This is a genomic window from Acinetobacter sp. IK40, from assembly GCF_035615075.1.
Taxonomy (GTDB): Bacteria; Pseudomonadota; Gammaproteobacteria; order Pseudomonadales; family Moraxellaceae; genus Acinetobacter; species Acinetobacter courvalinii.
In genome coordinates this window covers 244,172-258,270 of the sequence record NZ_JANBOE010000004.1, presented here as the reverse complement: position 1 = coordinate 258,270, position 14,099 = coordinate 244,172, and the positions used below count along the sequence as shown (strand labels likewise).

At 43.2% G+C, this 14,099-nt stretch carries 13 protein-coding genes and 1 tRNA gene; 6 read left to right on the top strand and 8 right to left on the bottom strand.

Going from position 1 to position 14,099, the window contains the following annotated elements:
* Positions 1-3 precede the first annotated feature (3 nt).
* From MSG93_RS09460 to MSG93_RS09450, 3 genes are all read right to left on the bottom strand, one after another.
* Complete coding sequence (locus tag MSG93_RS09460) at positions 4-1,641, bottom strand: phosphoethanolamine--lipid A transferase (protein WP_324621525.1); 1,638 nt, start codon at positions 1,639-1,641, stop codon at positions 4-6.
* A 249-nt stretch (positions 1,642-1,890) separates the two neighbouring features.
* Positions 1,891-2,997: a porin gene (locus tag MSG93_RS09455; RefSeq protein WP_324621524.1), complete on the bottom strand. Its 1,107-nt coding sequence runs from the start codon at positions 2,995-2,997 to the stop codon at positions 1,891-1,893.
* A gap of 342 nt (positions 2,998-3,339) precedes the next feature.
* Positions 3,340-4,596 carry an MFS transporter gene (locus MSG93_RS09450; protein ID WP_324621584.1) on the bottom strand — a complete coding sequence of 419 codons (1,257 nt, stop codon included), beginning with the start codon at positions 4,594-4,596 and terminating at the stop codon, positions 3,340-3,342.
* 144 nt (positions 4,597-4,740) lie between these two features.
* On the opposite strand from MSG93_RS09450, the gene MSG93_RS09445 reads away from it, so the two are divergent.
* The 4 genes from MSG93_RS09445 (at position 4,741) to MSG93_RS09430 (ending at position 7,855) form a co-directional block, all read left to right on the top strand.
* On the top strand, positions 4,741-5,367 hold the full coding sequence (locus MSG93_RS09445; RefSeq protein WP_324621523.1) for a lysophospholipid acyltransferase family protein: 627 nt from the start codon (positions 4,741-4,743) through the stop codon (positions 5,365-5,367).
* A 62-nt stretch (positions 5,368-5,429) separates the two neighbouring features.
* Positions 5,430-6,347: a patatin-like phospholipase family protein gene (locus tag MSG93_RS09440; protein ID WP_262769590.1), complete on the top strand. Its 918-nt coding sequence runs from the start codon at positions 5,430-5,432 to the stop codon at positions 6,345-6,347.
* A 179-nt stretch (positions 6,348-6,526) separates the two neighbouring features.
* Positions 6,527-6,985 carry an NfeD family protein gene (locus MSG93_RS09435; protein WP_005288669.1) on the top strand — a complete coding sequence of 153 codons (459 nt, stop codon included), beginning with the start codon at positions 6,527-6,529 and terminating at the stop codon, positions 6,983-6,985.
* Between the two features lie 18 nt (positions 6,986-7,003).
* Positions 7,004-7,855 (top strand): SPFH domain-containing protein, encoded by an 852-nt coding sequence (locus MSG93_RS09430; protein WP_005227021.1) that lies wholly within the window; start codon positions 7,004-7,006, stop codon positions 7,853-7,855.
* Between the two features lie 46 nt (positions 7,856-7,901).
* Here MSG93_RS09430 and MSG93_RS09425 read toward each other — a convergent pair whose 3' ends face one another.
* The 4 genes from MSG93_RS09425 to prpF form a co-directional block, all read right to left on the bottom strand.
* Positions 7,902-8,270 (bottom strand): MmcQ/YjbR family DNA-binding protein, encoded by a 369-nt coding sequence (locus MSG93_RS09425; RefSeq protein WP_324621522.1) that lies wholly within the window; start codon positions 8,268-8,270, stop codon positions 7,902-7,904.
* Between the two features lie 127 nt (positions 8,271-8,397).
* Entirely contained in the window at positions 8,398-8,859 is a 462-nt protein-coding gene (locus tag MSG93_RS09420) for a GNAT family N-acetyltransferase (RefSeq protein ID WP_324621520.1), read from the bottom strand.
* 79 nt (positions 8,860-8,938) lie between these two features.
* Complete coding sequence (locus MSG93_RS09415; protein WP_324621518.1) at positions 8,939-9,856, bottom strand: farnesyl diphosphate synthase; 918 nt, start codon at positions 9,854-9,856, stop codon at positions 8,939-8,941.
* Between the two features lie 160 nt (positions 9,857-10,016).
* Positions 10,017-11,204, bottom strand: a complete 1,188-nt coding sequence (prpF, locus tag MSG93_RS09410) for a 2-methylaconitate cis-trans isomerase PrpF (RefSeq protein WP_324621516.1) — start codon at positions 11,202-11,204, stop codon at positions 10,017-10,019.
* Between the two features lie 371 nt (positions 11,205-11,575).
* Here prpF and MSG93_RS09405 point away from each other — a divergent pair, with 371 nt between their 5' ends.
* Complete coding sequence (locus tag MSG93_RS09405; RefSeq protein WP_005227016.1) at positions 11,576-12,934, top strand: amino acid permease; 1,359 nt, start codon at positions 11,576-11,578, stop codon at positions 12,932-12,934.
* 69 nt (positions 12,935-13,003) lie between these two features.
* Positions 13,004-13,076: transfer RNA gene (locus MSG93_RS09400), tRNA-Arg, on the top strand.
* Positions 13,077-13,084: 8 nt separating this feature from the next.
* Here MSG93_RS09400 and MSG93_RS09395 read toward each other — a convergent pair.
* On the bottom strand, positions 13,085-14,071 hold the full coding sequence (locus MSG93_RS09395) for a DUF6607 family protein (RefSeq protein WP_324621514.1): 987 nt from the start codon (positions 14,069-14,071) through the stop codon (positions 13,085-13,087).
* Positions 14,072-14,099: the final 28 nt, after the last annotated feature.

Here is a 14,099-nt window from a genome sequence, read left to right as displayed (position 1 = left end):
ACCTTATGGATTAGCACATGTTTCTAACATGTCATCTTTAGCATTTATTACTTTGGTTTTTACATCAAGCAAACTTAACAAGGTCGGGAACAGATTATCTTGGCTCAGTTTGTTTTTACTTTGTTGGGCCAGACATGTCATCTGTTTGTTGGCCTGTTGTTGCCATGCGCTTGAGAACCACATCAACATCGGTACATGGGTCTGCTGAGTCGGAGCAATGGCATAAGGCGCGCCATGCAGATACATGCCACTCTCACCAGTCGATTCACCATGATCAGATAGATACCACAAACCCGTTTGATATTGGGTCGTATTTTTCAAGGTTTCGATCAATGAATCCAGCACATAATCGGTATAAAATAAAGTATTATCATAACTGTTAATCAGTGCTTCCTGCGTACAGCCTTGAATGGCATTGGTATCGCATGTTGGCTTGAATACCCGGAATACTGGCGGAATACGTTCATAATAGGCAGGTCCATGACTACCCATTTGATGCAATACGATTAAACGTGGTTGGGTATCGTCTTTCGGGATCGTCGCTAAATAGGCTTTTAAGCTATCAATCAGGATATCATCCAGACATTCGCCATCCTTACACCATTTTTGCTGGATCGGCTCAGGAATTTTAAACTGTTCTACCCGGTCACATGTGCCCTTACAGCCTGAATTATTGTCAATCCAGGTCACCTGATATCCTGCACGTTTGGCAATATCCAATAGGCCTTCACGATGGCTTGCTAACTGCTCATCATAATCTTCTCTCGGCATACCTGAAAACATACACGGTACCGACACAGCAGTTGCCGTACCGCATGAACTGACTTGCGAGAAATTGATAATATTTTGCTTGGCTAATTTCGGATTGGTCTCTTTGGCATAACCATTTAACGAGAAATTTTCTGCACGGGCAGTTTCACCGACCACCAACACCATCAGTTTAGGCAGACCCTTTGCAGCCTGAGTTCGCTGTGCATCTTCACCATAATGTACCAACGGTAAATTCTGTTTAGGCGCTTTCTTTTTATAATACGACACCGAAGAGGCAATCATATTTTGAGGCGAGATCATGCCTTTGATATCGCGGTTCTCACGAAAAATAGCTGCGAAATCGACATAGAAAACAAATAACAATCCACCGACCAAAGCCAAGGAAACCACCGAGGCAATCAACTTTTTAAACAGTTGCCGGGGAAGGGATTCAGATTTGATTTTGGTCATCAAAATCACCAGAATCGGCAGCAGTACCATCCCGGCCATCCAGATCAACAAGCGCCAAGACCAGGTGTCTCGTGCTTCGGAAAAGTTGGTTTGCATCAGGTTTTGAATCTGATCGGAGGTAATCCAGACCCCTAGGGTATTGACTGCATAGGCAGCAAAACCGCCAATAAAGACCAGAGCAATCGCCAGCAGTTTTGCGGTCCATTTCCAGCTCAATAGCTGAAAAATAAAAGCATATAAAGCTGTGACCACGCCCACAGAAGCAGCCACAAAAAGTCCAGCCTTGATGCCTGTATAGGGCGTTAAAGCCAACATCTTTTTATAAAAAGCGAAGTTCAGGAACACACCTAACCAGATGGCAAGTAGTACATTAAAGGTGAGTAATGAAATTGGCTTGGTTTTGAGTCTTTGCAGCAACATAGGCATCATGATCTAAAAATAAATTTCTTAGTGTTTTAAAGATAAGAATAAAAACTTAAAAATGACTTAAACTGCATCAGAAGCAAACTAAAAGTATTCGGTGCAGTCATAATTTTAATAAAAGTTTAAATAACATCCTGTTTTCTAAAAACAGTTTAATGCGATTGGTCTTAATTTACTATGATTTTATGAATTAATAAAAAACGCCCTTTAAGCGAACTTAAAGGGCGTACTTGCAAAAAGCCAAGTTTAGAATTTAAATTCCAGTCCTAGACCTGCAACCGGTTGCTTATCTTTTTTGCTGGCCTGCTCAAGGGTTAAATAACCTGCATAACCATAGGTTTTGACCTGTTTGTTAAAAGCATAGTCTGCACCAGCAATCACCTGCTTCGCTTTAAAGTCGGCAGTGTCATTTTTAAAACTGGTGTCATTCTGACTATATTGGCCTTTGACTGTCCAGTTTTTGGCTTGTGGAAGATTATATTCCGCGCCCACTAACCAGCCTTGTGCATCGTCAATATTTTCTGAACCTGCTGCATTTCCTTCAGCTTTTTCTACTTCAGAGCTTTGATAGAGGGCTTTTAATGCCAAACCTTCAAGTGGGGTAACTTTACCAATGGCACGAACCGTATTGGCTGCAGCAAAGAGACTCCCCCCTGTAATTGCAGGTTCAGCCGCATTCAAGAAGCCACGCCCTAAGAAGTTACTTGGAATGGCTTTATCGTAACCAATACCCGCCACCAGCAATGGATTATCATAGGTCACCGATGCTGACCAAGCATCACCCAAACCACGACCTGCAACTTTTGCACCACCGCTAGTCGCCTTGATCCCAGAAGACTCACCTGTTGCAAGTAAGGCATTCACCTTAAATGCACCATCCAGTAATTGAACAGCTGGAGATTCATACACCAGTACATTATCAATACGGTTTTCACCTGTGAAAATACCACCGATATCGGCTTTGTTCGCCACATAGTTATTAAAAGTATCAACCACACTGGATAATTGTTTTACAGGCGTATCATGTTTACCAATTTTCAAGGTACCCAACTGGGCATCTTTGAGTCCCACAAAACGGTTACGCTGAGTCCAGTCACTGCTATCACCGTCTGCACTAAAGCCCCATTCAATCGCATATACTGCGCTTAAACGCTCAGTAAGTTTTTCATCGCCTTTAAGCCCGAGGAATGAACTGTTTGAGCTGATTTCCCAGACATCTTTATTTGATTTTGTTGCATTTTTTTCTGGTAAATAATCAACACTGGCATCGATCTCCCCGTAAAAGGTGGGCGCTGCAAATGTTGTGGTTGCTAGTAAACTAAGCACTGCTGCTGTTACAATTTTGATTTTCATTGTTTACATCCTGGTTTAATTTGTAACAAATCCTACACATGAACTTTATATGACAAAACGATTAAAATCTTATTTATTTATTCTAATTTCGACTAAAGTTTAATTTTTATACATCATGGGCCAATGAAGTTAATTTCACTTTATTTCTTTATATATTAACAAATTAATTGCTGTATCAAATAATTAATAATGCAAATTGGCAGGACATTATGAAAACAATCTCAATTCAGAAAATTCTTCATTTCAGACTAAAAACAGGAAATATCAAGGTAAAGCAAACTTAATCAGACTGATGTTTTGTTTCATTTCTATTATGTTTGGCAATATATTTGTAATAAAAATTTAAACTGAGCTTACTTTATTTTTCCAATAAAAAATCGGCCATAAGCAAACCATCGCAACCACACAGATAAAACTCAAATAACCAGAGTAGCCCCATACATCTCCAGCAAATCCACTGATTAAATACAGCAAACCACTGACAGTCGCCATGATCGAGACCTGAAAAGTAAAGTCCGTTCCGGCACATTGCTTACGGCTATATTGCATGACCAGTGTCAGCATCACCACCAACAGCATCGCAGAACATGCATCTTCAAAGGCATTAACGGTATATAACCAGACAGGTGCAATCTGGACATGGCTTTCATAGCCGTGAGCAATCATTGCATAAGCCAGTAAGCTGATAATTTTTAGAGTAGAGAAAAGCATCAAACAGGCTATTCTGGAATAATGCTTGAGCAGCAGTCCGGCCATTCCTGCCCCAAGCAGCGCAGCGACCGCACCGAACATGGTGATATAAACCCCGATCTGGGTGAAGTTCAATCCCATATCCACCATCAGTGGCTTTAATAAAGGCCCTGAAAGCCCGTCAGCTACTTTGAAACTGATCAGGACCAGTAACCAGGCTTTTAATTCTGGTGACGATTGAAAATAGTTTAAATAGGTCTTAATTGCCTGCAACAAGGGCACAGAAGATGTCTGCGTTCTTGTCGTTGAGTTTGCATGCGTAGGTTCACGGTATAACAATACGGGTAAAGTATTGAGAAATACCAATGAAGCCAACGCCAAAAAGGTGGTTTGCCAGTGTAACCAGTCCAGACACCAGAGCACTGCCCCGCCACCCACGATAAACCCAAGGCGTGATCCAATCACCTGAAAGGTATTACCCCAGTGCTGTTGATCTGTTTTGAGTAAGTTGACTGCCAGTCCATCGGTTGCAATGTCCTGCGTGGCACCGGTTAAATTCATCAAAAACAGCAAGACGAAGAAAACCAGCAGATAGCCGGGTTGATCCAGCGCCTGAATCGGGAAAAAGGACAAGACCATCAGAATCAGTACACTGGATAATTGTGTGGGAATAATCCAGCTACGGTAATGCCCTAATCGGGATGATAAGGCCAGACGATCAACATAAGCCGCCCAAAACACCTTGATCGACCACGGCAGCATCAACAAGCCAAAGCCACCAATATGGGCCAAAGATACGCCTTGTGCCCTCAAAATCACGGGCAAGGCATGGGTCATAAAGCCTACAGGCAAACCCTGCGCCCAATACAAAGAAAACAATAAAATGTAAACCTGACGAAGATTCGGCATTTTCAGTTTCCAGCGCTGGGGTAATAAGGGAGCATCAGTATCCAATCCTTTCATTCTTCTGGCAATAAAATCTTATTTTTTGCCAATGCAGTCGCTGTCATCAGCGTTTAACATGAATAAAGTTGTCATTATTTATATTCATGTATGCCACAACATTTTCCAGATTTACCGCCCCTGGTTCCACAACGTGGCACAGCTTATAGCCGTGCCTTGTGTAAAAAGCTCTTTCTTGTCCAAGGCTGGACTGTAGTCGGAGAAATTCCCAACCTGCCTAAAGCTGTCGCCATCATTTCGCCCCATACCTCCAATATCGATGGCTGGTATGGCTTTCTGGCAATTGGCGGATTGGGCTTAAAAGTGACCGTATTGGGTAAAGATACCTTATTCAAGCCGCCTTTCCAGCCGCTATTAAACTGGGCCGGACTAATTCCGGTTCGTCGCGATAGCGCCCATGGTCTGACTGAACAAGTGGTCGCCACCATTCAACAGCACGATAAGATCTGGGTCGGTATGGCACCCGAAGGCACCCGTAAAAAAGCCGAGAAAATGAAAAGTGGTTTTTATCACATTGCCCATGCAGCCGGCATTCCGATTGTGATGTTTGCCTTTGATTATGACCATAAAACCATTTACTGTTTAGGGGCATTTACCCCGACCGGGCATTACCAGCAAGACCTTGAACAGATCATGCAACGTTATGTCGGTCATTTCTCGCCGAAAAATCCGGATTGGCTGGCTGAACCCTTACAAAAACTTGTGAAAAAAAACTAGAAAATGAAGGGCAAATCTGCTCTGATGTGCCCATCTTCCTGTACATTTTATCTGCATTTGTTATGAACATTGCTCGTCTGTCCTGCTTGGCTGTTTTTGGTCTTGCTTTATTTGGCTGTGATCAGATCACAAAGAAAACTCCACCCACCACCGCAATTCAGGCACGTGAGCCTGTGGTTGCACTGGCATTAGGCGGTGGTGGTGCCAAAGGCTTTGCCCATATTGGTGTGATTAAAGTCTTAGAATCGCATGGCATCAAACCGAAAATCGTGACAGGCACCAGTGCCGGTAGCTTTGTCGGCAGTATTTATGCCAGTGGTCAAACGCCCTATCAGATGCAGAACCTTGCCCTGAAACTGCAAGAGTCGGATTTACGTGACTTAACTATAAATAGTCAAGGTATTATTCTCGGTCAGAAACTCCAGAATTATGTAAATAGCCAAGTCGGTAATAAGCCGATTGAGCAATTTCCGATTCGTTTTGCTGCAGTCGCCACCCGTTTAGACAGTGGTAAAAAAGCCGAGTTTATTAAAGGCAATGCCGGTCAGGCGGTACGTGCCTCTTGCAGTATTCCCAATGTGTTTGTCCCTGCGGTCATCGGCAAGACCAAATATGTGGATGGTGGCTTGGTCAGTCCAATTCCGGTAAAAACCGCGAAGGACATGGGGGCCGATATCGTGATTGCGGTGGACATTTCTGCACGACCTGTCGGTGGTAAACCGCTCAGTATGTGGGGCTTGTTAGACCAGACCATTAATATCATGGGTCAACAAAGCATTAATGAAGAACTGAATCAGGCCACCATCGTGATTCAACCTAAAGTAGGTCATCTAGGTGTGCTGGATCTTAAATCGAGTAATCAAGCCATTTTAGAAGGTGAAAAAGCAGCTCAGGCCAAGATCACGGCGATTCAAAATGCAATTACCGCATTTAAGAAATCTCCCGCTGCCTTAAAACCGGCACCACGACCAAAATTCTAAAACTCCTTCTCAAAGGCTGTTGAGACCACTAAAACGTGCATTAGCCCCAGTTTTTTAGTCCTCAACAGCCACAATGCCTAAAAAAACAATCTTTTCATATTCATAAAGATAATCATCTGCTACAGTGCTAAGGTGAATGTTTTTTCACCTCTACTCCGTTTAGTTATGCGAGCAAATCTATGGAATTTGTAGTTGAACCTTGGCACTGGTTTGTATTAGGGATTTTACTGATTCTTTCAGAACTGATTTTGCCTGCTTTTGCTGCATTGTGGTTTGGCATAGCAGCAGTCATGGTGTGTATTTTACTGTGGCTTTTCCCGATGATGGGTTTTACCACCCAAGTGATTACTTGGGGTATTTTATCTATTTTATGTACGATTCTCTGGTTCAAATTTATCAAACCGCTGTCGATTGATAAAACCAAAGCGGGTCTCCCTCGCGAAGCAACCATTGGTCAAGTCGGTATGGTGATCCAGACCGGACTTGAGCATGGACAAATTATTGTACGCTTTCCGATCCCTGTTTTAGGTTCTGATGAATGGCATTGCCGTTGTACAACTCCGGTACAGGTCGGTGATCGCGTTCGCGTGGTTGATATTTTGGGTAATGATTTGGTCGTTCAACCTCATACGTCATAAACACAAAGAGGGTTTCTAATGTCTGTCGGTACGATTGTTGTTTTAGCTTTTTTAGCTTTTATCGGTGTAACTATTTTTAAAGGGGTGCGTATTGTTCCCCAAGGTTATAAATGGATTGTGCAACGTTTAGGTAAATACCATACCACGTTGAGTCCAGGTCTAAACTTCGTGATACCTTATGTGGATGAAGTCGCATATAAAATTACCACCAAAGATATTGTTCTGGATATTCCTTCACAAGAAGTGATTACCCGCGACAATGCGGTGTTGGTCATGAATGCCGTAGCATATATCAATCTGACCACACCAGAAAAAGCGGTGTACGGGATTGAGAACTATACCTGGGCTATTCAAAACCTGGTGCAGACGTCACTGCGTTCGATCGTGGGTGAAATGGATCTGGATGATGCGCTTTCTTCGCGTGATCACATCAAGGCGAAATTAAAAGCGGCCATTTCTGATGATATTTCAGATTGGGGTATTACCCTGAAAACCGTGGAAATTCAGGATATTCAACCATCACATACCATGCAGGCAGCGATGGAAGCGCAAGCAGCCGCTGAACGTCAGCGTCGTGCCACTGTGACCAAAGCGGATGGTGAAAAACAGGCTGCAATTCTGGAAGCGGATGGTCGTCTGGAAGCGTCTCGTCGTGATGCAGAAGCACAGGTTGTGCTTGCCGAGTCTTCACAACGTGCCATTGAAATGGTGACCAGTGCGGTAGGTGATAAAGAAATCCCTGTGGCGTATCTACTCGGTGAACAATACGTGAAAGCAATGCAGGATTTATCTAAATCTGGCAATGCCAAAACCGTGGTTCTGCCTGCCGATGTACTCAATGCCATCCGTGGCATCATGGGCAAACATTAAGCCATCCATCCAATAAAAAAAGCAGCATAAACGCTGCTTTTTTTATTTAAACACTCCCGATCAGTTTTCGGGTTTTAAGTGGTAGCTTCGCTATGATGAGATCATAGGAATCCTGAATGAGATCCTGTACCAGATCAGGGCTAAGCTCTGGACTACAGGCAATCGAAATCCAGTGTTTCTTATTCATGTGATAACCCGCTGAAATCGCAGAATAGAGTTCCTGATATTCCAGACTTTTCTCTGGTTTACATTTCACCGTGACAAGCAATGTTCCGGCATTAAACCCGATATACATAAACATTTTGTCAAAGACTTTGAATACCTCAAATTCGGGACCAAAAGGTTGCGACTGGATTGCAAAAGGCAAGTTTTGCGCATAATGCAAAGCACATTGTTCGAGTTGGTTCTGATTCATGAGATTTTTCCCCTACTCTATCTTGATCATTATTTGGTTTTATTTCAGGACGGTGTATATTCGTACATAATAGCTCAAATCAAATTTTCCACAGCAGCCTTCTCAGCTCAAAGCCAATGAGATCCGGTCAAATATGATTGAAGGATAAAGCGAAGAATCGGGTTGCTGATTGCTCCTGAAAACCGAGTTTTTGATATAACTTTTGTGCTTGTATATTCTCGGCACCGGTTTCTAATGCAATAAATCTGGCCTGTGTGTCTTGCGCAAATTGGATGGCTTGCTGCATTAAGGATAATGCAATACCTTGTCGACGATAGTTCTGATCCACATAGAGATCATTTAAAATCCAAGCCTTACCCAGCGATACTGAAGAAAAAGTCGGATAGAGCTGTACAAAACCAATGATCTTGTTGTTGTCATTTTTCCGGATAAAAAATACTGAATCCTGATGATTTAATCTGTTTTCAATAAATTGTCTTGCACCTGCTAAATCACTGGCCTGTTGATAAAAAACCCGATAGGCATTAAATATTTCAGCGAGCGTGTTCACATCTTCAATTGATGGCGAATCGGCTGTATTTATTTGCATTTTTGTTATTTCCAAAACATAAAAGACCATAAAGTTGGTCTTTTATATCATCAATCAATAGCGAAAAACTGACTGCTTTTTAACTTTTACGCGCTAGCAAAAACTTCGAAATGTCGACCAGTTCTTTGGCATCATCCCCAAAATACGCTAAAGCGTCAAAGGCCTGATCATGCAAACTTTGCGCATAGGCTTGAGCCTGTTCCAGCCCCATTAAAGCAGGATAGGTCGACTTCTGCGTTTGCTCATCTTTACCTGCAGTTTTGCCCAAGGTTTCTGTGCTGGCGGTAATATCCAGAATGTCATCTTGTACCTGAAACGCCAGACCAATACTTTGCCCAAATTGACGTAATTTAGGAATCGCCTGATCCGTGCCCGCAAAGATGGTTACAGCACCCATCATGATCGCTGCCTGAATCAAGGCACCGGTTTTATTACGGTGAATATTTTCCAATTCGGCCTGATTAACTTGCTTACCAGCCCCTTCTGCCTGCAAATCCAGGACCTGACCACAGACCATTTTTGAACTCGCGGTCGCCAAGATCTGTACCTGCTTCAACACAATCGCGGCTTCAGCTCCCTGGCCCTGTTCATCAAACAGACGACTGCCCAGGATTTCAAAGGCCATCGACTGCAAAATATCACCCGCCAACAGTGCCGTATCTTCACCAAAGGCGACATGACAAGTCGGCTGTCCACGGCGCAATAAATCATTGTCCATACATGGCAAATCATCATGTGCTAATGAATAACAATGGATCAGTTCAACCGCCACTGCTGCACGGCGGGCCGCTGCAAAATTATGATTCGGTTGTAAAGACGCTGCGGCATAACAGAGTGCTGGACGAACACGCTTTCCACCAAGCATGACGGCATGATGAACAGCTGCTTTTAAAGGTTCTGGAATTGAAAATGCAGCCAATGCTGTCAATAAATCCTGTTGAATACGTTGTTGAGCTTGTTTTAAAACATCCGCATTAACTTGAGAAATAGATGACACAATTGCCTCGGGAAATCTTAATGGAAGGAAAATGACAAGACTTGCCAGAATGGCGACATCATAACACTATTTATCTGAAGAAATTGCATTTGTAATTTTAATCGATTCCAAATAATAAAGCCTTCAAATGAAGGCTTTATCACATCGTTCTCAGTAATGCCTAGAACGCATCCCCCGGTACACGCACCCAGCCTTCCATCAATACACGCGCACTACGGCTCATAATGGCTTTTTTCACAGCCCATTTGCCATCAATCAGTTCGGCTTGAGCGCCCACACGTAAGGTGCCGGAAGGATGACCAAAACGAACGGCTTCACGTTCACCGCCCCCAGCCGCCAAATTCACCAGCGTCCCCGGAATTGCTGCGGCAGTACCAATTGCCACCGCAGCAGTTCCCATCATGGCATGATGTAACTTGCCCATCGACAAGGCACGAACCAGTAAATCGACATCACTGCTCGCAACCGCTTTACCACTTGAAGACGTGTACGATTTTGGTTTTGATACAAAAGCAATTTTAGGGGTATGCTGGCGTGCAGCTGCTTCTGAAATGTCTTTGATCAGCCCCATGTGCACCGCGCCATAGGCACGGATTTTTTCAAAACGCGCTAAAGCAGCCGCATCGCCGTTAATATGATCTTGTAATTCCGTCCCTTGATAACCGATATCTTCGGCATTCAGAAAAATGGTTGGAATGCCGGCATTAATAAATGTTGCGTCAAAGGTACCCACCTCAGGAACAGTCAATTGATCCACAACATTTCCTGTCGGGAACATATCGCCGCCTTCTTCCCCATCATCTGCAGGATCCAGAAATTCAATCTGAACTTCTGCTGCCGGGAACGTTACCCCGTCCAGTTCAAAATCACCGGTTTCCTGTACTTCGCCATTGCTCACAGGCACATGTGCGATAATGGTTTTCTGGATATTCTTCTGCCAGATGCGTACCGTACAGATGCCATTTTCAGGAATACGGTCGGCATCGACCAGACCATTAGAAATCGCAAATGAACCCACAGCAGCGGTGAGGTTGCCGCAGTTGCCACTCCAGTCCACAAATGGCTGATCAATCGATACTTGTCCAAATAGATAATCCACATCATGGTCTGGCTCTGAACTTTTTGCCAGAATCACGGTTTTACTGGTACTGGAGGTTGCACCGCCCATCCCGTCAATCTGCTTGCCATAAGGGTCTGGACTGCCAATCACGCGTAAAAGAAGTTGATCACGTGCCTTGCCTGCTACCTGTGCCGCTTCGGGTAAATCATCCAGTTTGAAAAATACCCCTTTACTTGTGCCACCGCGCATATAGGTTGCAGCGACTTTGATTTGCGGTACTGAGCTCATGTCCATTCTTCCTTTTATCATATTCTTGGTGCAGCGGTATTTTGCATCTAAAATTACTGCACAGCCGTTATAAATACCATACGACCAATGGTGCCTGATTATATTTTCATGGATAAAATCTGTGCATTATATTGAGTATTTTTCATTGCTTACACAATGGCAAAAATGCGAATCCATCCGTCGGGAAAAACAAGAATCGGATTTTACTGTATAAATATAAAGCAAATTTCACATTAATATTAATCTAAATATATAATTTTAAATAATTTTTAAAAACAACTTTGCAGTCATGGCAATGCTGTACTTTTACTAGGCGAAAATCAATCAATCTATTAGAATAATCCAGTTAATTCCTCGTCGAGCTCAGTCCTTTGAACAACGATTCTTCTCAACTTCAGCGTGGACTAAAAAACCGCCATATCCAACTCATCGCAATGGGTGGAGCAATTGGTACGGGCTTATTTTTAGGTTCTGCGCAAATTATCCAGTCTGCTGGACCATCTATTATTTTGGGGTATGCGATTGGCGGCTTGATTGTTTTTCTAATCATGCGTCATTTAGGTGAAATGATTGTTGAAGAACCTGTTGCAGGTTCATTTAGTCATTTTGCTTATAAGTATTGGGGTAAATTTCCAGGCTTTATAACGGGCTGGAACTATTGGGTGCTCTACATCCTTGTGGCAATGACTGAGCTCACCGCCGTAGGTAAATATATTAATTACTGGTGGCCGCAAATTCCCGCTTGGCAGTCGGTCTTGTTTTTCTTTGTGGTGATTACCGCAGTCAACCTGACCAATGTTAAATTTTATGGTGAATCAGAGTTCTGGTTAGCGATCATCAAGGTAACAGCAGTCGTGGCCATGATCCTGTTTGGTCTGTTCCTTCTTTTCACTGCCGATGCAAACTCGACGGCCTCATTTAGCAACCTGTGGTCACAAGGCGGCTTTTTCCCGCATGGCTTCGATGGTCTGTTCTACATGTTGGCATTCTTGATGTTTGCCTTTGGCGGAATTGAACTGATTGGTATGGCCGCAGCAGAAGCCAAAGATCCGAAGACCACGATTCCGAAAGCAATTAACCAGGTGGTGATTCGTATTTTGGTGTTCTATGTCGGTTCACTGGCGATCCTGTTGTCGCTTGTACCTTGGAACCAGCTCGATCTTGGTGGTTTGGATAAGAGTCCATTCGTGATGATTTTCAGCCAAATGGGAATTGGTTGGGCAGCACATTTACTGAACTTTATTATCCTGACAGCGGCATTATCTGTATATAACAGTGGTATGTATGCCAATAGTCGTATGGTCTTTGGTTTAGCCCAACAAGGCAATGCGCCGAAAATCTTTACCAAAACCAATAAGCAAGGTGTGCCTGTTCCAGCTGTACTGCTCTCTGCGTTCCTGATCTTTGGCTGTGTGTTACTTAACTACTTTGTACCTGAAGATGCCTTAGGTCATTTGATGTATGTTGTTGTTGGTGCGCTGGTTTTAAACTGGGCCATGATCAGCTTGACCCATTTGAAATATCGTCGTCATATTAAAACTGCACAAATCAAAACCTCATATCCTGCGCTGTGGTCTCCATTCAGTAACTATCTGGTGTTGGCATTTATTGGTGTTGTGCTGTATATCATGTGGCAGCAAGGCTTTAAAGAATCAGTGCTGATGATCCCGATCTGGATTGTACTAATGTTTATTTTCTATAAGTTTTTAAATCGTAATACTGAAAACTAACAGTTGATCGGTTTCCTCAAAAAGTGATTGCGTCTGCAGTCACTTTTTTGTTTATAATCATCAAATTATGCGCTTATAGCTTAACTGGATAGAGCAGTTGCCTCCTAAGCGACCGACGTGGGTTCGAGTCCCGCTGAGCGCATAGCCCTTTTAATGAAGCTTGCCTTCCACAAGCTGCTGGTTAAGTAAGGTTTTCGCTTGGGTTTGCAATTGTTCTGCTTTGACCGTTTTTCCTGCGACTGACTTTGCCTGATCATTAAAATAACTAAAATGAGATTTCTCATTTTTTCCTGCAAATTTTAATGCCACGATTTGATTCTGGTTAAATGCATTCGCCCATGTATCTCTGACTGCGCTCCAGTAAGCTGCATTCTTCTTCCAGTAATCATAAGCAGCCTTGAAATCATAGCCTTCAACTTTATTGTATTGGTTAACTCCCAGCTCACGGGCAAGTGCCGTATTGGTCTTGGTATCAAATTTAATATTGTCTTGCTCATGCACCCACCCCGTTGCAGTAAGTGCATGGCGATTAATCCCAATAATCACGTCATAATCATTACGCGTGGTATGCTCACGGCGTGGTAACGGGCGGTAGGTTTCATTCGATACCCACTCCACTGCACCATTATCTTTGGTCCACGCACCCAAGCCTGCATAACGAGGAGAATCATCAACTTGCCATACCGTTTGCAGCCATTTGCCTTTGCTCTGCTCTGGCTTTAAATCAATACTTTTCCAGCGATAATCCCCAATATAACTCCACATCTTGGTCGGTTCATATTCCCAGTCCTGACGCCAGTGCTTCACCACGTGCCCCTCTGCAACCAAAATATGCTGTAACGACACTTTATTTGGCGTATTTTCTAAAACCACAACAGTTTCATAACCACTGGATAGGTCGTCTTTTTTAACTTTATAGTCTGTTTTGAGTGAATAAAGCTCTTCAAAGCGGAAATCAACTTTGTATTCTCCTGCCATTTTCAGGATGACCTGACGCGCTTGTTCTTGTGTCAGATTTTCATGCAAAGATTGCTGTTGTAAAGCATCCGCCAATTTTACTGGCTGTTGTGCAGCATTCACACTACTGATCCCCATCATCAGTGCAGTTACAAAAACATAAGACAACTTAAGCTTCATATAAAAATCTCAACTCGACGCTAAATTA